This window comes from Chryseobacterium culicis (assembly GCF_002979755.1).
GTDB lineage: Bacteria > Bacteroidota > Bacteroidia > Flavobacteriales > Weeksellaceae > Chryseobacterium > Chryseobacterium culicis_A.
The window spans coordinates 184,805-204,528 of record NZ_PCPP01000003.1 but is presented as its reverse complement, the minus strand read 5'-3'; the positions used below and the strand labels follow the sequence as shown (position 1 = coordinate 204,528).

At 36.0% G+C, this 19,724-nt stretch carries 18 protein-coding genes; 13 read left to right on the top strand and 5 right to left on the bottom strand.

Annotated elements, in window-relative coordinates; genetic code table 11:
- The first annotated feature begins 138 nt into the window (after positions 1–138).
- The 11 genes from CQ022_RS17475 to guaA all read left to right on the top strand — a co-directional run bounded on the left by CQ022_RS17475 (position 139) and on the right by guaA (position 13,306).
- Positions 139–1,998 (top strand): glycoside hydrolase family 13 protein, encoded by a 1,860-nt coding sequence (locus CQ022_RS17475; RefSeq protein WP_105683595.1) that lies wholly within the window; start codon positions 139–141, stop codon positions 1,996–1,998.
- A 9-nt stretch (positions 1,999–2,007) separates the two neighbouring features.
- Positions 2,008–2,526, top strand: a complete 519-nt coding sequence (locus CQ022_RS17470) for a nuclear transport factor 2 family protein (RefSeq protein WP_105683594.1) — start codon at positions 2,008–2,010, stop codon at positions 2,524–2,526.
- Positions 2,526–3,944: an MFS transporter gene (locus CQ022_RS17465; protein ID WP_105683593.1), complete on the top strand. Its 1,419-nt coding sequence runs from the start codon at positions 2,526–2,528 to the stop codon at positions 3,942–3,944. The genes CQ022_RS17470 and CQ022_RS17465 overlap by 1 nt, the downstream gene beginning before the upstream one ends.
- A gap of 177 nt (positions 3,945–4,121) precedes the next feature.
- Positions 4,122–4,646 (top strand): hypothetical protein, encoded by a 525-nt coding sequence (locus tag CQ022_RS17460; RefSeq protein ID WP_105683592.1) that lies wholly within the window; start codon positions 4,122–4,124, stop codon positions 4,644–4,646.
- A 414-nt stretch (positions 4,647–5,060) separates the two neighbouring features.
- Positions 5,061–5,789: a pirin family protein gene (locus CQ022_RS17455; RefSeq protein WP_034696330.1), complete on the top strand. Its 729-nt coding sequence runs from the start codon at positions 5,061–5,063 to the stop codon at positions 5,787–5,789.
- A gap of 37 nt (positions 5,790–5,826) precedes the next feature.
- Positions 5,827–6,378, top strand: a complete 552-nt coding sequence (locus CQ022_RS17450; protein ID WP_105683591.1) for an NADPH-dependent FMN reductase — start codon at positions 5,827–5,829, stop codon at positions 6,376–6,378.
- A 282-nt stretch (positions 6,379–6,660) separates the two neighbouring features.
- A complete protein-coding gene (gene purM, locus CQ022_RS17445; RefSeq protein WP_105683590.1) occupies positions 6,661–7,653 on the top strand; it encodes a phosphoribosylformylglycinamidine cyclo-ligase in 993 nt (330 codons plus the stop codon).
- Between the two features lie 152 nt (positions 7,654–7,805).
- The gene (gene purN / locus CQ022_RS17440) at positions 7,806–8,372 is read left to right on the top strand and encodes a phosphoribosylglycinamide formyltransferase (protein ID WP_105683589.1); all 567 of its coding nucleotides are present in this window, start codon (positions 7,806–7,808) and stop codon (positions 8,370–8,372) included.
- Positions 8,373–8,547: 175 nt separating this feature from the next.
- On the top strand, positions 8,548–10,065 hold the full coding sequence (gene purH / locus CQ022_RS17435) for a bifunctional phosphoribosylaminoimidazolecarboxamide formyltransferase/IMP cyclohydrolase (protein WP_105683588.1): 1,518 nt from the start codon (positions 8,548–8,550) through the stop codon (positions 10,063–10,065).
- Positions 10,066–10,154: 89 nt separating this feature from the next.
- Positions 10,155–11,393 (top strand): phosphoribosylamine--glycine ligase, encoded by a 1,239-nt coding sequence (purD, locus tag CQ022_RS17430; RefSeq protein WP_105683587.1) that lies wholly within the window; start codon positions 10,155–10,157, stop codon positions 11,391–11,393.
- A 383-nt stretch (positions 11,394–11,776) separates the two neighbouring features.
- Positions 11,777–13,306, top strand: a complete 1,530-nt coding sequence (gene guaA / locus CQ022_RS17425) for a glutamine-hydrolyzing GMP synthase (protein ID WP_105683586.1) — start codon at positions 11,777–11,779, stop codon at positions 13,304–13,306.
- A 361-nt stretch (positions 13,307–13,667) separates the two neighbouring features.
- Here guaA and CQ022_RS17420 read toward each other — a convergent pair whose 3' ends face one another.
- Together CQ022_RS17420 and CQ022_RS17415 are read right to left on the bottom strand one after the other, a co-directional pair.
- Positions 13,668–14,162: a hypothetical protein gene (locus tag CQ022_RS17420; RefSeq protein WP_105683585.1), complete on the bottom strand. Its 495-nt coding sequence runs from the start codon at positions 14,160–14,162 to the stop codon at positions 13,668–13,670.
- Positions 14,163–14,541: 379 nt separating this feature from the next.
- Complete coding sequence (locus tag CQ022_RS17415; protein ID WP_105683584.1) at positions 14,542–14,928, bottom strand: hypothetical protein; 387 nt, start codon at positions 14,926–14,928, stop codon at positions 14,542–14,544.
- An 89-nt stretch (positions 14,929–15,017) separates the two neighbouring features.
- On the opposite strand from CQ022_RS17415, the gene CQ022_RS17410 reads away from it, so the two are divergent.
- Positions 15,018–16,526: a carbon-nitrogen hydrolase family protein gene (locus CQ022_RS17410; RefSeq protein ID WP_105683583.1), complete on the top strand. Its 1,509-nt coding sequence runs from the start codon at positions 15,018–15,020 to the stop codon at positions 16,524–16,526.
- Between the two features lie 55 nt (positions 16,527–16,581).
- Here CQ022_RS17410 and CQ022_RS17405 read toward each other — a convergent pair whose 3' ends face one another.
- From CQ022_RS17405 to CQ022_RS23005, 3 genes are all read right to left on the bottom strand, one after another.
- On the bottom strand, positions 16,582–17,226 hold the full coding sequence (locus tag CQ022_RS17405) for a hypothetical protein (protein ID WP_105683582.1): 645 nt from the start codon (positions 17,224–17,226) through the stop codon (positions 16,582–16,584).
- Between the two features lie 235 nt (positions 17,227–17,461).
- Positions 17,462–17,620, bottom strand: a complete 159-nt coding sequence (locus tag CQ022_RS23010) for a hypothetical protein (protein ID WP_165791682.1) — start codon at positions 17,618–17,620, stop codon at positions 17,462–17,464.
- Positions 17,621–17,700: 80 nt separating this feature from the next.
- Positions 17,701–17,865, bottom strand: a complete 165-nt coding sequence (locus CQ022_RS23005; RefSeq protein WP_165791681.1) for a hypothetical protein — start codon at positions 17,863–17,865, stop codon at positions 17,701–17,703.
- 210 nt (positions 17,866–18,075) lie between these two features.
- On the opposite strand from CQ022_RS23005, the gene CQ022_RS17400 reads away from it, so the two are divergent.
- Positions 18,076–19,722 (top strand): ABC1 kinase family protein, encoded by a 1,647-nt coding sequence (locus tag CQ022_RS17400; RefSeq protein ID WP_105683581.1) that lies wholly within the window; start codon positions 18,076–18,078, stop codon positions 19,720–19,722.
- Positions 19,723–19,724: the final 2 nt, after the last annotated feature.

Sequence of the window (19,724 nt, the reverse complement as noted above, 5' to 3'; positions counted from 1 at the left end):
AAAGTTAATTATTCTTTATAAAAATTAAAATAAGGATATTTAATCTTGAAATTTTGCATGAATGAAGATCAAAAAAGAGACTTTCTCTTGCATTTTTGAACGTATATATGAAAATTTAATGCTAAATTGAACACTAATATGAAGACAATATATGCAGCATTCGCCCTTTCGATAGCTTCCATTGCTTTTTCCCAGAAAAATCTGGAAAGAGTAGAGCCGGCTTTCTGGTGGAAAGGGATGAAAAACCCTGAGCTTCAGATTCTTGTTTACGGAAAAGAAGTGGGGAATAATGAGATCACGCTTTCAGATGGAATTCAGATCAAAGATATCCGGAAAGTGGATAATCCCAATTATGTTTTTATTACAGTCAATACCAACGAAATAAACGTTCCGAAGTTTACCATCAATATTAAAAAAGGTAAAAAGAATGTTGGCTCATACCTCTATGAACTGAAACAAAGAAATCCGGGATCTGCAAACCGCGAGTCTTTTACTTCAAAAGACTTCATGTATCTGATCATGCCGGATCGCTTTGCCAATGGGGATGAGAAGAATGATTCAAAACCGGAACTGACTGAAAAAGCAGATCGCAGCCTGCCCAATGGCAGACATGGTGGAGATCTCCGTGGAATCCTTAACAACCTTGATTATATTCAGAATCTGGGAGCTACTGCTGTCTGGCTTACTCCTGTGAATGAAGACAACGAAAAAGTGTATTCCTATCATGGCTATGCCCAAACCGATCTGTATAAAATAGATGGCCGTTACGGAACGAATGAAGACTATAAAAATCTATCTCAGGAGCTGAATAAACGAAATATGAAGCTGGTGATGGATTATGTGACCAATCACTGGGGAGGCTCACACTGGATGATTAAAGATCTTCCTTCCAAAGACTGGATACACTGGTTTGATGAAGGAGAAAAAGGATTTAAACGTTCTAATTATAAAACGACAACGCAATTTGATACCAATGCTTCAGACATTGATAAAAAATATGCACTGGACGGATGGTTTGATACTACCATGCCTGATATCAACCAAAAAAATCCATTAGTCCTGAAGTATTTAATCCAAAATGCAATCTGGTGGATTGAATATGCTGAACTGGGAGGATTTCGTGTAGATACTTATCCTTACAATGATAAAGAGGCTATTGCAAAATGGGCTAAGGCGATCACTGATGAATATCCTAAATTCAATATTGTAGGAGAAACCTGGCTTTACACCGCTGCACAAATTGCAGCTTGGCAGAAAAATTCTAAAATAGGAGAGATAGAAGGATACAATTCAAATTTACCCTCGGTAATGGATTTTATGCTCTTTGAAAATATGCCGAAAGCGCTTAAAGAAAAAGAAGGCTGGGATAAAGGAATGATCCGTATTTACGACTCTTTTACCAGCGATTTCCTTTATCCGGATATCAATAACCTTTTGGTTTTCTTTGAAAATCATGATACCGAAAGATGGAATGAAATCTTCAATGCAAGTCCGGATGCTTATAAAATAGGACTTGCTATGATCTCCACAGTAAGAGGAATTCCACAGATCTATTACGGATCAGAAATAGGAATGAGAGGAGATAAAAAAGAAGGTGGCGATGCCGATATTCGCAGAGATTTTCCCGGAGGCTGGAAGTCTGATAAACAAAATGCTTTCAATCCATCCTCTCAAACCCCGGAGCAAAAAGAATTTTTCCATTTTACACAGAAACTTCTGAACTGGAGAAAGGGTAAAGAGGTGATTCATACCGGGAAAACTAAAAATTTCGTTCCTCAGGATGGCATTTTTGTGTATTTCAGATATAATGAAAAAGAAAGTGTAATGGTAGTGATCAACAATAATGAAAAAGATCAGACGTTAGATCTGAAACGGTTTGCAGAATCACTTAATGGATTTACAAAAGGAAAAGACATTATTTCAGGAAAAGATATTTTATTACAAAACAGCATGAATATTCCTGCGAAAACACCATTGATTATTGAACTAGAAAAATAATAATTACCTATGAAAAAACTAACGACTGCTTATACATTAATCCTTTTTTTACTGGGATTTTCTTCATTTACCGCACAGTCGAAGACCGGATTTGAGAAAGAAAAATCGGAAATAAGTACCATGCTTGATGCATTCAACGCAGCTGCCGCAAAAGCAGATTACAACGCTTATTTTAATCTATTTGCAGATGAATCTACCTTCATCGGAACAGATGCTACCGAAATCTGGGATAAAAAAGCATTTATGGTCTGGGCAAAACCTTATTTCGATAAAAAGAAAACCTGGAATTTTAAAGCACTTAAAAGAAATATTTATTTCAGCAAAGATGGAAAACTGGCATGGTTTGATGAATTATTGGATACTCAAATGAAAATTTGCAGAGGTTCCGGAGTGGTAGAGAAAATTAACGGAGACTGGAAGGTTAAACAATATGTTCTTTCTGTGACAGTTCCTAATGAGGTGGTAGATAAAGTGGTGACTGAAAAAGCCCCTATCGAAGATGCATTAATCCAAAAACTGAAGTCATAATGGCAATAATGATGGGGAAACATGATACTGAGGTATTTGGAAAAAGAAAAAAGCCAAACTTATCCATGCTCCAGATTATTAATATGAGTATGGGATTCCTTGGAATTCAAATGGCGTTCGGATTACAGAATGGAAATGCAAGCCGTATTCTTGGAAATTTAGGAGCTGATGTACATGAATTATCCTGGTTTTGGCTGGTTGCTCCTGTTACAGGGCTGATTGTTCAGCCTATTATCGGCCATATGGGTGACAATACCTGGAGTCCGCTGGGAAGAAGGAAACCTTATTTCCTGATTGGAGCTGTTTTGTGTGCAATAGGGTTGGTTTTACTTCCTAATGCAGCTTCCGTTACCCAGATGTTTGCCGCCAATGCCCTTTTATTAGCCGTAATATTTCTTGCGATGATGGATGCATCGGTGAATATTGCCATGGAACCTTTCAGAGCGCTAGTAGGAGATATGCTCCCGAAACATCAGGGAACAATAGGATTCTCAGTACAGACCATTCTGATTGGAATTGGAGCGGTATTGGGTTCTTATCTGCCGGACTGGCTGACAAAAATGGGAATTTCCAATGAAGCACCGGCAGGATTTGTAGCAGATAACGTGATTTACTCCTTTTATATAGGTGCAGGACTGCTGATCATATCAATTCTATATACCATCATGACAACCAGAGAATATTCCCCACAGGAATTTGCTGATTTTGAAGATGGAAAAGAAGTTGATAAGCAGGAATCTAAGTTTTCAGATATTTTTAAAGATTTTGCTGCGATTCCTGCACAGATGAAAAAGTTGGGAATTGTTCAGTTTTTCTCATGGTTTGCCTTGTTTACCATGTGGGTTTTCACCACCAGCGCTCTGGCAACCCATCATTTTGGACTTTCCCCGGAAGATACCCATTCCAAGGCATTTAATGATGCAGGAGATCTTACCGGAAAACTATTCGGAATGTATAACCTTTGGGCAATCCCATTTGCTTTTCTGTTGACACCCATTGCTAAACTGATTGGTAAAAAACAAACCCATGCTTTAGCTTTATTGTGTGGAGGGTTGGGACTTGTTTCAATGTATTTTATTAAGGATGTGAATAATCTATGGATCTCCATGATCGGATTAGGTTTTGCCTGGGCAAGTATTCTGGCGATGCCTTATGCAATGCTTATTGAAGTAATTCCACAAAGAAAAATGGGAGTTTATATGGGAATATTTAATTTCTTTATTGTTATTCCACAAATTATTAATGGATTATTTGGAGGTCCTGTGGTGAGTGGTATTTTCGGAAAACAGGCGATGGATTATGTGGTTGTGGGAGGAATTTGTATGCTGATAGGAGCTGTAGTAACCATGATTTTTGTTAAATCTGAAGATGAAACCCCTAAAGAAATTGAAGAGGAAATCAAGCAGGTGCATTTTTAAATTAGAAACAGAAGTTAGAGGTTAGAAATTAGTAATGTGATGTTTTTGAAATTTAATAATATCATAAAAATCAATAGGAGCGGGCTTTAGCCCGTTTTCTCTTTAAGTATTTATTGATTGGGTTTAGCCAAAACCTATCTTTTTTTTGTAATTTTTTTTTAACCAAAATTGTTTATCATGAAGCTTAATTTTTTGAATAAGTTTTTTTCGTCTATAAAACAAAAGGATAAGACTGAAAATGAAGATGTTACTGAAATTAAAGATGTTGCTGAAAATTTAGAAGATAACGGCTTCACTCAGGAAGAGTTACTTGAATACGATAAGCATGTACATCTCTATTATACTTATATGATCAATTCACTGATTCTTTATACCTATAATGTAGACCAATTGGATGAGATGGCTCCCATTTTAATAGATCCACTGGCTGAACTGTATGAAGAACTTGATTATGCATTTATCCCTGTTTTATTTAATACCATTTTCAGAAATAAACTCATTGACGAATCTTTTAAGGAAGACCTTCTGAATTTTAAAAAGAAAGTAGATGATATTCCTGTGGAAATTTGGGACTGGGACTTTTTAGATCATCATGAAACGTGGAAAAATATAAGACTTGAAGCCGAAATGCTTTTAAATAAACTCAATATAGAAACAAGAATTTATAATACAGACTATACTACAATTCTTTTTAAAAAATAAGAACAACAAATTCAATAGGAGCGGGCTTTAGCCCGCTTTTCTATGGATGTCTTTCATTGGCTTTAGCCAAAACTTAAAATCTATCCTTTATATACTTATTGTTTTTTGAGGTTCAGAATATCATAGTCTCCCGCAGATTTCACAAATAACACAGATGTTTGCGCTTATTCATACAATTGGTTTAATCTGTAAAATCTCCGTAAGAAAAGATGTCCAATATGAAATTTTATCGCAGATGAAATCCTTGCGTCCTAAAGCATATAGAAAATAAAGAAATTGCGTCTTTGCGTAATCCACCTATCCGATATTTTCACCTCCTCCACCTTTTTATCCCATAAAACGTCCTTTCTTAACCTACATCAACTTTTAAAATACCCACATCCCGTACATTTGTACCATAAATAATCACAGAAAATGAAAACAGTATATCATAAAGCAGATTCAAGAGGTCATGCCAACCACGGATGGCTAAATTCTTACCATACATTCAGTTTTGCCAATTATCAAAACAGAGACAGAACGAACTTTGGAGTTTTAAGAGTGTTGAATGATGACACCGTTTCTCAGGGAATGGGCTTTGGGACACATCCACACAGGGATATGGAAATTATTTCAATTCCTTTGGAAGGAGATCTGGAACATAAAGATTCAATGGGAACTACAGCAGTGATCAGAAAAGGAGAAATTCAGGTGATGAGCGCAGGAACCGGTGTCATGCACAGCGAATACAATAAAAATAAAGATGAGGAAGTGAAATTCCTTCAGATCTGGGTTTTTCCAAAAGAACAGAATGTTGAACCACGATATGATCAGAAAAGCATCAAAGAAGGTGAAAAAATCAATGGATTTCAACAGATTTTATCTCCAAATAAAAATGATGACGGAGTTTGGATTCATCAGGATGCATGGTTTAATCTGGCCAACTTTAAAAAAGGAAACGGTAAAAATTATATGCTGAACAAAAAAGGAAACGGAGTCTATGCATTTGTGTTGAAAGGAAGTGCGAAAATAGGAGACCGCGTTCTGAATGAAAGAGACGGATTAGGAATCTGGGATACTCAGAGTTTTAATATCGAAGCTGTGGAAGATACCGAAGTATTATTAATGGAAGTTCCAATGGAACTGCCGTCTTATCTTAAATAAAAAACTAAATTTGTAATCTTAAAAATAAACCTCACATATGAAAATTTTAGCAATAGCAGGAAGTAACTCAGACGTTTCAATGAACAAACAGTTGGTAGCCTATGCATCAACATTATTTGAAAATGCAGAAGTAGAAGTAGTGGATCTGAATCCTTTCGAAATGCCAATCTATAAACATGAAAGAGAATTAGCAGGTGGAGTTCCTCAGGAAGCTCATGATTTTGCAGCTAAAATTGATGGTGCGAATGTATTGCTTGTAGCTTTGGCAGAACACAATGGAACCTACTCTACAGCATTCAAAAATGTGTTCGACTGGGTATCAAGAATCAAAGACAGAACAGTTTGGAATGAAGTACCCATGTTATTGATGTCTACATCTCCCGGAGGTAGAGGTGGAGCAGGAGTTTTAGATGCTGCATCAAAGCGTTTTCCTTTCCATGGAGGAAATGTGGTGGAAACTTTTTCACTTCCTTTCTTTAATGATAACTTTGATAAAACAACTCGGCAGATTTCTAATGAAGAGAAAATCAATGAGTTGAAAGAAAAAATAAAGAAGATTGCGGCCATTGAAACCATCCTTGAAAAATAGAATTTGAATATTCATTTAAAATTACTATTTTTGCAAAAAGAAAAGAGATGAAAATTCAGACCTCCTATAAACAATGTTTTTCTCATAAAGGGAAAGTTGTGGGCTCTGAAATTCTGAGATAAAATAACGGCCGATAATCTGAAAAGATTGTCGGCTTTTTTGTTTTCTAAAATCGAGTATAAAAGTAATTGAAATATTAAAAGATAAGAAGACTCCAGAAGCCGTTACTAGATCATAAATAGTATGAAATCTGAAATCTGAAATCTAAAAATCTAAGCAGACATGAGCAACACTTACAAATCAGCAGGAGTAGACAAAGAAGAAGGATACAAAACGGTTGACAAGATCAAAAAAGCGGTCGGTGAAACCCACAATTCCAATGTATTGAATCATTTGGGAAGTTTTGGTGCTTTCTATGAAATCGGTGGATATAAAAATCCGGTTCTTGTATCAGGAACAGATGGAGTAGGAACAAAGCTGAAAGTAGCTTTAGATACCAAAAAATATGATTCTATCGGGGTAGATTGCTTCGCAATGTGTGCCAATGATATTCTTTGCCACGGAGCAAAACCTTTATTCTTCTTAGATTATCTGGCTTGTGGAAAGCTTGATTCAGAAATCGCTGCAGAAATCGTTTTAGGAATGGTGGAAGCTTGTAAGGATAACAACTGTGCACTGATTGGTGGAGAAACTGCTGAAATGCCGGGAATGTACCAGCCTGGAGATTATGATGTTGCCGGATTCTGTGTAGGAATCGTAGAAAAAGACCAGATCATTGACGGTTCTACCATTAAAGCAGGTAACAAAATTATTGCATTGCCAAGCTCAGGATTCCACTCAAACGGATTCTCTTTAGTAAGAAAAGTATTCCCGAACTTTGAAGAAGAGTTTGAAGGAAAACCTTTATATGAAACACTTCTTGTTCCTACAAGATTATACTATAAAGATATTCATAAAGTATTGGAAGAAGTAAAAGTAAGCGGAATTGCTCACATTACAGGAGGTGGTCTTTACGAAAACGTTCCAAGAATTATTCCTGAAGGACTTTGTGCTTCTATTGACGAATCAAAAATCAGAATTCCTAGTGTAATGCTTGAGTTGGAAAAAAGAGGTGGAGTAGCCCGTGAGGAAATGTACGGAACATTCAATATGGGTGTAGGGATGGTAATCGTTGTAGATGCTGAACATGCTGAAAAAGTATTACACCTTTTAGATGATGCTTACGAAATCGGAGAAATCACAGAAGGAAGTGAAAAGATAGATTTAAAATTTTAGGAGCTTACTCCCGCTTTCCGCTGTATCTTTTTTGTTACGGCCTCCGCTTCGCTGCGGCCGCCACAAAAAAGGATGTCGCTGCAATCGGGGCTAGTTAACAATATTCAAAGCCTTGTCAAGGTTCTACACCTTGACAAAGCTGCCAAAAAAATATGAAGAACATCGTTGTGCTTGTATCCGGTTCAGGAACCAATCTGCAGAGAATCATTGATACCATTGATAATGGAGAAATCCAGAATGCAAAAGTATCTTTAGTGATTGCCGACAGAGAATGTTTCGGATTGGAAAGAGCAAAAAATCATAACATAGAAAACGTTCTGATTCCGAGAGGAAAAAACTTCAGCAGCGAATTGGGTAAAATCATCCCGGAAAATACAGATTTAATCGTATTGGCAGGGTTTTTATCCATTCTGAAACCTGAGTTTTGTGAAAACTGGAACGGAAAAATTATCAACATTCATCCGGCATTACTTCCGAAATTTGGAGGAAAAGGAATGTGGGGACATCATGTTCATAACGCTGTGATTGAAGCTAAAGAAGTAGAGAGTGGGGCGACTGTACATTTTGTAACGCCGGGCATTGATGAGGGAGAACCTATTCTTCAGAAGTCTTTTGAAGTGACTGCTGATGATACTCCTGAAACACTGGCTCAGAAAGTCCACCAGATTGAATATGAGATATTTCCTATAGCGATCAATAAGGTCCTGGGAAATAAATAATGTAACAATCTAACGATTTACCAGTTTACCAATGTTAAAGGTATTGTTACATTGCTAGACTGATACATTGTTACATTAATAAAAAGAAATCTAAGTAAAAATAAAAGTAAGTTCGGAGGTGAAAGACCCGGACACAGTTTGAAATAGCTGTAAAAAGTAAAAAATTGAAAGTAAAATGAGTAAAAAGAGAGTTTTAATCAGTGTTTCTGACAAAGGTGGATTAATTGAATTCGCGCAGTTTTTGGAAGCTCAGAATTATGAGTTGATCTCTACAGGAGGAACGTTCAAACATTTGAAAGACGCTGGTTTAAATCCTATTCAGATTGATGAGGTAACCAATTTCCCTGAAATGTTGGATGGAAGAGTGAAAACTTTACACCCAAAAGTTCACGGAGGATTGTTGGCTGTTCGTAGCAACGAAGAGCACATGAAAACCGTTCAGGAACACGGAATTGGTCTGATTGACATGGTAATCGTAAACCTTTACCCTTTCTTTGAAAATGTAAACAAAGACATTTCTTTACATGAAAAAGTAGAGTTTATTGATATCGGAGGCCCTTCAATGCTTCGTTCTGCAGCTAAAAATTTTGATTCTGTAACGGTAATCACTGATGTTGAAGATTATGCAGCAGTGAAAATCGAAATGGAGCAAAACGGGGATACTTACATTGAAACCCGTAAAAAACTGGCAGGAAAAGTATTCAACCTTACCTCTGCATATGATGCCGCAATTTCAAGAATGCTTTTAGATGAGGAATATCCTACTTACCTGAATGCTTCTTATAAAAAAGTTGCTGACTTAAGATACGGAGAAAACCCTCACCAGACGGCTGCTTATTACGTTTCTACTTTCGAGAACGGAGCGATGAAAGACTTTGAACAGCTGGGTGGTAAAGAACTTTCTTTCAACAATCTTCGTGATATGGACCTTTGCTGGAAAGTAGTTACTGAGTTCAAAGAAGAAATGGCTTGTTGTGCGGTAAAACATTCTACTCCTTGTGGAGTTGCTATTGGAACTTCAGCACTGGAGACATATCAAAAAACATTTGAATGTGATCCGGTTTCTATCTTTGGCGGAATTGTTGCAATGAACTATAAGATCGATGCAGCAACAGCTGAAGAATTAAACAAAACTTTCCTTGAAATTGTAATGGCTCCTGAATTTGATGAAGAAGCTCTTGAAATTTTAAGAAAAAAGAAAAACCTGAGAATCATCAAAATCGTAAACCCTGTTTCTGATAAACAGACTTGGGTGAAAGTAGACGGTGGTATCTTGGTTCAGGATAATGACCTTCACTTCTCGGATGATATCAAAGTGGTAACAGAAGTACAGCCTACAGAAGAGCAGAAAAAGGCATTACTTTTCTCTCAGAGAGTAGTAAAATATGTGAAGTCAAACGCAATTGTAGTTTCCAACGGAATTCAGGCATTCGGTATTGGTGGCGGACAGGTAAACAGAATCTGGGCGACTCAGCAGGCTATCGAAAGAGCAAAAGAAAAATTCTCCGGAGATTTGGTACTGGCTTCAGATGCATTTTTCCCTTTCCGTGATGTAGTAGATTTCTGCGCTCAGGAAGGTATCAAGGCAATTATTCAGCCAGGTGGAAGTGTAAAAGACCAGGATAGTATTGAGGCTGCAAACGAGCACAATATTCCAATGATGTTTACAGGTGTTAGACACTTTTTCCACTAATTAAAATAGAATTAAAAAATAATTAGGGATTGTATTTTTAGCATTCAAAATTATATATTTGTAAAATAAGACTAGATAATAAATAAAGTATGAGAATATTAATCATAGGTGAAGGCGGTAGAGAATCTGCTTTAGCGGCAAAGCTTCAGAATGACTCAAGAATTTCTAAAATGTTTTTTGCCAACGGGAATGCTACTACCGATGTAATAGGGAAAAATGTTCATTTATCAGAAATCAAAGAACTTAGAGATTTCGCTATTAAAGAAAAGATTGATCTTACGATCGTAGGTCCGGAAGCTCCTCTTGTAGCGGGTATCAAGGACGAATTTAAAAAGCATGATCTTAAGGTTTTCGGGCCTACTCAAAAAGTAGCAAGCCTGGAAGGAAGTAAAGCTTTCTCTAAGAAATTTATGCAGACCTATGATATCAAAACAGCTAAAGCTGTGGTATTTGATTCATATAACGAAGCTAAAGAATATGTGCAGACACAGCAGTATCCTTTGGTAATCAAAGCCAGTGGTTTAGCTGGTGGTAAAGGTGTGGTTATTTGTGACACCCTTGAAGAAGCTGAAGCTACCATCCATGATTTCATGATCAGAAGAATCTATGGAGATGCTGGTATTCGTTTAGTTATTGAAGAATATTTACAAGGTTTTGAAGCTTCTATCATTGCTTTCTCTAACGGTGAGAAACTATTCCCGTGTGTAGCAGCAAAAGATTATAAAAAAGCCGGAAACGGAGATACAGGACCCAATACAGGAGGTATGGGTTCCGTAGCACCAAGCCCGGAATTTACTCAGGAACATTATGCAGATTTTGAGAAAAATATCTTAGAACCTACCATTACAGGTCTTAAAGCAGAAGGTTTCGGATTTAAAGGAATCATCTTCTTCGGATTGATGGTTACGAAAAACGGAGCTTACCTTCTTGAATACAACATGAGATTCGGAGATCCTGAAACTCAGGTATTGATGGCATTGATGGAAAACAATCTTCTTGATGTGATCCAGGACTGTATGGAAGGAAAAGACATTGAACTTAAATTTAAAGATGAAAAAGCTGTTTGTCTTGTAATGTGTTCTGGAGGTTATCCGAGAAACATCGAAATTGGTTTCGAAATTACAGGAGAAGAGAAGCTGAAACACAGTAAACTATTATACGCCGGAGCAGTTAGCAAAGGAGATAAAGTGGTTTCCAATGGCGGTAGAGTACTGAACATTGTGGCTACAGGAGCTACCTACGAAGATGCCCGCAAAAAAGTTTACGAAGATGCAGGTCATGTACATTTCGATTACGGCTTCTACAGAGAAGACATCGGAAAGTTTTAATAAAAATCACGAAAAAAGATTTGGAGCTGTTCCAAGTCTTTTTTTGTAAAACGTTTGAATAAACAACAGGGTTTAGCAATAAGCCGCAGATTTTTTTTAGGTTTTATATTCCATCAATAGGATCGGGCTTTAGCCCGATTGATTATAGTAAATAGTGATAGAATTGGGCTTTAGCCCAAACCTAAATAATTGCTGAAACAGTTTTTGAGTGAATATTTTGATGAACAGATATGATCCAGGCTTTGTCATTCCGTAGGAATCTAACCTTCCATATCTCTTATTGTTGAGATTCCTACGGAATGACAAAAGTACAGTGAATCTCTAATACAATTAAATAATCAAAAGAATCCTCATTATTTATAATTTATAAATCATAATTCAAAATGAACAACGGTATTATTATTTTAGATTTCGGATCCCAGTACAACCAACTTATCGGAAGAAGAATCCGTGAGATGGGTGTATATTCTGAAATCTTGCCTTACAATACACCATTACAAGATATTTTAGCAAAACAGCCAAAAGGAATTATCCTTTCCGGTGGACCAAGTTCTGTGAATGCAGAAAATGCTCACCTGGTTGAAAAAGAATTATACGAACAAGGAGTTCCTGTTTTGGGAATCTGTTATGGGATGCAGATGACTGCTCACCTTTTAGGAGGAAAAGTAAACAAAGGCGAAAAAGGCGAATATGGTAAAGCCAACCTTGAGATCGTTAAAGAAAGCTCTTTATTAAAAGGAGTGACTCAGAACTCTGTTGTTTGGATGAGCCACTTTGACGAAGTAGGAGAATTGCCTGCAGGCTTTGAATTAAACGCAAAATCAGGAGTAATTGCTTCCATTTCTAATGAAGATCAAAAAATCTTCTGCGTTCAGTTCCACCCTGAAGTTTCTCATACTGAAGAAGGAGGAAAAATGCTTGAAAACTTTGTTTTCGGAATCTGTAACTCAGAGAAAAACTGGAAACTGACGAACTATATCGAAAAAACAGTAGAGGAAATCCGTGAGAAAGTAGGAGACAACAAAGTAATCCTTGGTCTTTCAGGAGGAGTAGACTCTTCTGTAGCCGCTGTTTTGATCCACAAAGCAATCGGTGATCAGTTGACTTGTATCTTCGTAGATACGGGATTATTGAGAAAAGATGAAGGTAAAAAAGTAATGGATCAGTATGGAGAACATTTCCATATGAACATTAAAATGGTAGATGCTCAGGAAAGATTCCTTACTAAATTAGCCGGAGTAGATGATCCTGAAGCAAAAAGAAAAATTATCGGAAACGAATTTATCCATGTTTTTGATGAAGAATCTCACAAAATTGAAGGCGCTAAATTCCTTGCACAAGGGACTATTTACCCGGATGTTATCGAAAGCCAGTCTGTAAACGGACCCTCTGCAGTAATCAAGTCTCACCACAACGTTGGAGGACTTCCTGAAGATATGGAGTTCGAATTATTAGAGCCTCTAAGAGAGCTTTTCAAGGACGAAGTAAGAAGAGTAGGAGAAGAATTAGGTATTCCTCACCACATGGTATACAGACACCCTTTCCCAGGTCCTGGATTAGGAATCAGAGTATTGGGCGCTGTAGATGCTGAAAAAGTAAGAATCCTTCAGGAAGCTGATGATATTTTCATCGAAGAATTATACAAAAATGACCTTTACGAAAAAGTATCTCAGGCATTTGTAGTGCTTCTTCCGGTAAAATCTGTAGGAGTAATGGGAGACGAAAGAACTTACGAATACACAGCTGTAGTTCGTTCTGCCAATACCATCGACTTTATGACAGCAACGTGGAGCAGACTTCCTTACGAATTCTTGGATACTGTTTCCAGCAGAATCATCAACGAAGTAAGAGGAATCAACAGAGTAGCTTACGATATTTCAAGCAAACCACCTGCAACTATTGAGTGGGAATAATTTTTGACTTGAATTTTAAATACAAATCCTGCCCGCTTTGGGTGGGATTTTTTTTGTTAAAACTGTTTTAATGAAGAAATGATCAGTAAAATATTTAAAGCAATTAGCAAGCAATATATCAGCTTGAATAGTATACGCTTATGGAAGATAAGATAATTTAAAAATACTAATCCGGCTAAATATAAATAAACAAAGGTTTTAACTTCCTGAGCTTTTATTTCAGATACTGAAAATAGGTTTACGTTATGGGAAAGATTGATTATTGAGTCAGGATAAAAAAATCTTAAAATAAAAATAATAGTGACACTTATAATTAAGGTTAATGCATATGGTTTCATGGATAAATTATATGAAATTTTACCTACCAAATTTTTATTAATCCGGTAGGTTGACGAGGTCCTTCAATAATCATGGTAAGAGTATCTTTTAAATATGGTGTTTTTGAATATCCCCAAGCAACATCTGAACTGTCTAATTTTTTCACACTATCTTCTGTAAAACGCAAAACAATAGAGTCCTTTAAATTCCTTTCATAGCAGATGTTATATGGGTATAAAGAGTTTTGGATAATTTGGGTTTCTTCTGATGAATGCTTGCCAAATTTAAATCCTTTTTCCAAATAAGGAATAAAACGAAAATTTTTAAAACCTGCAGAATCTATGATTTTATAATTCAGGTGCTTTACAAAAACATGTCTATTTTTGGACTCTTGTATGCTATCCGTACCTATTCTGTATTTCCATTTACTATAACCATACCAGCCAATATAATTGGAAGCAAACGGTAGAAATATATAAACAAAAAATAATATACTTATTGTACCTATGATTAAGTATTTGAAGGCTTTCTTCATCATTTAAATTGACTGATTTGTCTTTTTTTTCTAAATTTTGAGTGTATTTTCATCAAATCTATTAAAACTGTTTTAATGAAGAAATGATCAGTAAAATATTCATGCTAATTAATAAACAATACACCAGCTTAAAGAGTATATGCTTATGGAAAATAAGATAATTTACTAACATTGTCACCATTAAATAAAAGTAAATAAAACTTTTTGCTTCCTGAGGTTTTATTTCAGATACTGAAAACAAGTTTAAATTATGTGAAACATTGACTGATGTGTCTGCATAAAAAATTCTTAAAATAAAAATAATCGTGACACTTATAATTAAGGTTAATGCATATGCATATGGTTTCATTAGCTAATAAAAATATTAACATCATTTGTTTTTTTAAACGACATTGTAAAAGTAAAAATCTTCAGCAGAAAAAGCATTCAAGTTTTCCATAAAATCAAAATAAGCATTATAAATCTCAGGATCTACAGATAGATATGGATGAGATAGAGTATTGACCATAATGTATTCTATATCATGAAATGTATGAAGAAGATTTTTTACTTGTAAAGCATATTGATTCTCTATAAAAATCAGAGGATAATTCAAACAGATATATCCGATGGGCTTATTTCCTAAGTGCAGAGCCGTAATTTTTTCTGTATCCATTTCTATATGAAGGTCATAATGAAATGAAAGTACCTCCATTACAGAGCTGAAGTCAGAATGTTTCCAGTAATTATTTGAATGAACTGCTGTTTGTAAAGTTTCGGTAATATCCACTGTTAATTTTTATATAAATGGTTGGAAAGTACTTTTATATAAGGATTTAAATAAAATATTTTCACTAAATTTAAGTAAAATTACATCAAATGCAAATAGAAACAAGAAACCTGACCCTTCAGGATTATAATGAACTGGCGGAAACGATGAAAAGGGCCTACCCGCAAATGTCGGAGTCCATTTGGTCCAAAAAAAGTATTGATAAACTGACAAAAATATTCCCTAATGGACAGATTTGTATTACAGTAGATGGGAAACTGGCTGCTGTGGCACTTTCCATAATCGTTAATTACGAAGAATTCGGGGATGATCATACCTATAGTGATATTACGGGAAATTATACGTTCAATACCCATAGTTCAACAGGAAATGTCCTTTACGGAATTGAAGTTTTTGTAGATCCGGAATTTCGTGAACTCCGTCTGGGAAGAAGGTTGTATGATGCCCGAAAAGAACTTTGTGAATTATTAAACTTAAAATCCATTATTCTGGGAGGAAGAATCCCGAATTATCACAAATACAGCCACGAGCTTTCCGCAAGAAATTATATCCGAAAAGTAAGAGATAAAGAGATCTATGACCCGGTACTATCTTTCCAGCTTTCCAATAATTTTCTTCCGATAAAGATTCTGAAAAAGTACCTTCCGGAAGATGAAGCTTCCAGGGAAAATGCAGTTCTTTTGCAATGGAATAACATCTATTACAGCCGAAAACCGAATACGATGCAGGACAGCATTATCCGTCTTGGATTGGTTCAGTGGCAAATGAGGACTTTCAAAGATATCGATGCCTTTTATGAACAGGTAGAATTCTTTGTGAATGTGATGGGAGATTATAAATCTGATTTTGTGCTTTTCCCGGAACTGTTCAACACGCCTTTGCTGGCACCTTTTAATAATCTTTCAGAAAGAGACAGTATGATAGAATTGTCTAAACTTACTGAACAGATCAAAGAAAAAATCTCAGAACTGGCGATCAGTTACAACGTGAATATTATTTCCGGAAGTATGCCCGTTTTTGATAGTGATAATAATGATTTATATAATGTAAGTTATCTTCTTCACCGCGACGGCCGTATGGATGAATACAGAAAAATTCACATTACCCCGAACGAAAAGAGATACTATGGGATGAAAGGAGGAAATGAAATTAAAGTTTTTGATACTGACTGTGGTAAAATAGGTCTTGTCATCTGCTATGACGTAGAATTCCCGGAATTACCAAGGATTTTAGCGGATCAGGGCATGAAAATCTTATTCGTTCCTTATCTGACGGATACCCAAAATGCTTACATGAGAGTGCGTCACTGTGCTGCTGCGAGAGCCATAGAAAATGAATGTTATGTAGCGATTGCCGGTTGTGTAGGAAACCTTCCCAAGGTAAATAATATGGACATTCAGTTCGGACAGGCTGCCGTATTTACCCCTTCCGATTTTGCGTTTCCGTCTAATGCGGTAAAAGGAGAAGCGACTCCGAATACAGAAATGACTCTGATTGTTGACGTAGATCTGAACCTTTTAAAAGATCTTCATCACAATGGCTCTGTTCAGGTGATGAAAGACCGCAGAAGAGATCTCTATGATACCTATCTTAAATAAAATAATTCCGGGGCAGCTAGCTGCCCCGGAATTTTAATTATTCAAACAGATTAAACTATCCTTTCTTAGCCGATTCTCTAATTAAATCCTGATTGTTTTTATAAACTTCAAATTGTTCAGGACTTAAGATCTTTTTAAAATCTTTATCCAGTGCTTTAAAATCACTGATAATAACCTTTTTTGCCTTATTGCTGTCAGCATCTGCAGGACCTGTATTTTTCTTATTGAGGCGCTTTCCAAAATCTTTCTGAACTTCCTGAACCCCTTTGAAGTTGATCTCGTAGGCTTGCTCAACCTGTTTTTCAGTAAGATCCAGGATTGGGATCATCAGTAATGTTCTGAAAAGCGCAATCTTTTCTGCCCTGTCCTGTTTTACCACTGCCATCTGTTCCGGGGTAAGGATTTGTCCCAGTGCCTGATGACGCTGGGCAATGATACCTACAAACTCATCAGCAATTACTTTGTTGTTTTGGGAACTGCTATTATCACCGGCTTTGCTGTCAAGAGCAATAAGTGCATCTGCCGTAGTTTTATTGATTTCTTCAATTTTACCCACCTGCGATGCTGTAAGGCCTAAATAACTCATTTCTTTTGTGGCTACTTCCGCAATAGAATGAGCTGATGCTACCTGAGCTTTTACTTGTGTTGTAAACACAACTGCTGATAATATAAGACCAGCTGAAATAATTTTTTTTAACATAGTGTTGTAATTAAATTAATGGTTTGTTGTTAATTGAATATGATTATGAATTTAATTCTCGTTTTAAAGTGTTTTTATGTAATTGTTTGATAATTAAATATTTAGATGTGTTTTTTTATTGTTTTAGATAGAAATAACGTGCCATAAATTTTGACACATAGGCATTTTTTGAAGCAAAAAAAATACCCAAAGAATATTTCTTCGGGTACTATATAGTTCTGTGTAAAATCTAATCTTACATATACTCTGGGCATACTACGTCAGGACACATTAGCCATGGGCATGTTGGTCTTCCGTCAGTAGGACAGCACTCATACGTACAGTTGATGGCTATACTTCCTATAACCCCTTTTAATTGCTTTCTTGAAAGTTTGTTGTTGCGTAAATTTTTCATTTTGAATATTTTTTGATTAGTGTAATGGTGTACAATAAAAGCTAATTTTTATCACTTTTATTGTTATTTATTAGAGTAAATTACATGTACTCAGGACATACCACTGCAGGGCAGATCAGTCTTGGACATTTTGGTCTTCCGTCTGTAGGACAGCACTGGTTGGAACAGTTTCCGATAATGATTCCGTTTCCTGCAATTCCTTTTAATTGCTCTCTTGAAAGTTTGTTGTTACGTAAATTTTTCATGTTCTAATACTTTTGGTTTGTTTTATTTGTACGCTGTAAATATATTAATTTTTATGATATATGAATTTTTTAGTGATTATTGGTGTATTTAATTCTTTAAAATATTGATTATATGTTATTGTTTTTAATTTAATGTCTTGATATTGCTATGATAATTCTTTTCATAAAGGAACAATTTTTGGAGTAAATTGCACTTACTATTGATAGACTATGTTTGACAAGCCGCAAAGAAAACTGAAAAGATCCGCAAGACTGATTTCCGTACTGAGTAAATATGGATTCAAAGATATGCTGGCAAGGATGAATGGAGGGAATAAGCAGGAAGAAACTGCCAATTCGGATGAAATTATTTCAAAAGGAACCGTTTACGAAAGAATAAGACTGGCTCTTGAGGAACTGGGGCCTACCTTTGTAAAGCTTGGCCAGACATTCAGTAACAGGGAAGATCTTTTACCGCCGGAACTGATCCAGGAGCTGCAGAAGCTTCAGGATAAAGTGGAAACAGTAGATATGGACGTAGAAGAAGCGCTGGAAAGTGAGTTTAATATTTCCGTGAAAGATTATTTCCTGGAAATTCAGAAAGAACCGTTGGCTACAGCTTCCATTGCTCAGGTGTATAAAGCTGTTTTGAAAGATGGCAGTCCTGTGATTTTAAAATTGAGAAAACCCGACGTACAGTCTGTTATTGAAGACGACCTACTTTTGATCAAAGATATTGAAAAGCTGATATCTGCCTATTCAGAAATAGGAGAGAAGCTCAATCTGAAGCAGGCCATTTCTACCTTTGAAAGATCATTACTGGAAGAAGTTTCCTTGACTAATGAAAGGAACAATATCCTGCAGTTCCGACTTAATTTTAAAAATAATAAAGAAACCTATGTTCCAAAAGTCTACGAAGAGTTTTCCAACAATAATATTCTTTGCATGGAATTCATTGATGGGATCAAGGTTACAGATAAATCCCTTCTATTAGCCAATGGTATTGATCCTGTAAAAGTTTCTGAAGCAGGATTAAGGTTATTTGTTTCTCAGATTTTAGATTACGGATTTTTCCATGCCGATCCTCATGCCGGGAATATTCTGGTAAAGAAAGATGGTAAAATCGTTTTTATTGATTTCGGGGCGGTTGGGAAAATTCAGCCCAATGATAAAGAAATTCTTGAAAGCCTTATCGTAAGTTTTGTAGCTAAAAATTCACATAAAATAGTTCGTTCCCTTAAAAAAATGGCCATAAGCTATGAGATTCCCGATGAAAGACGGTTTGAAAATGATGTTGAAGAAATCCTGAATTTTGTACACAGCTCGTCATTGCAGGATATTAATGTGCAGGTGATCATTAACAAGATGAAAGATATTTTGAAGGACAACAGACTTTATATGCCGGATTATTTCTATCTTTTATTCAAAGGAATAAGCCTGATAGAAGGAGTTGGAAGGAGTATTAATCCTGATCTGGATATCGTGAAAAGTCTTCATCCGTACACGAAAAAGATTTTCACCAAGAAAATAAATCCTAAGAATCTTTTAAAAACAGGAATGGACCGGATGATGAATTTTACGGATAATGTAGATGAAATCCCGAAAGAGCTTCGTTCTGTGCTTCAGAAACTAGATGAAAACAAATTTACAGTATCCAGTGAGATCAAAAATATAGACAAAACCAACCAGCTGATCAAATCAAGTGTTGTCAATCTGATTCTGGCCATGGTTTTAGGAGCCAATATCATTGCAACGGCTATTGTTTTTTCTTCAGAATCCGGACCAAGAATCGGGGAGTTGTCTTTGGTGGCTGTTCTGGGCTTTATTTTCTCAATGATATTAGTTCTGATCCTTTTGCTAAGAGTTACAAGAAAGTAAGC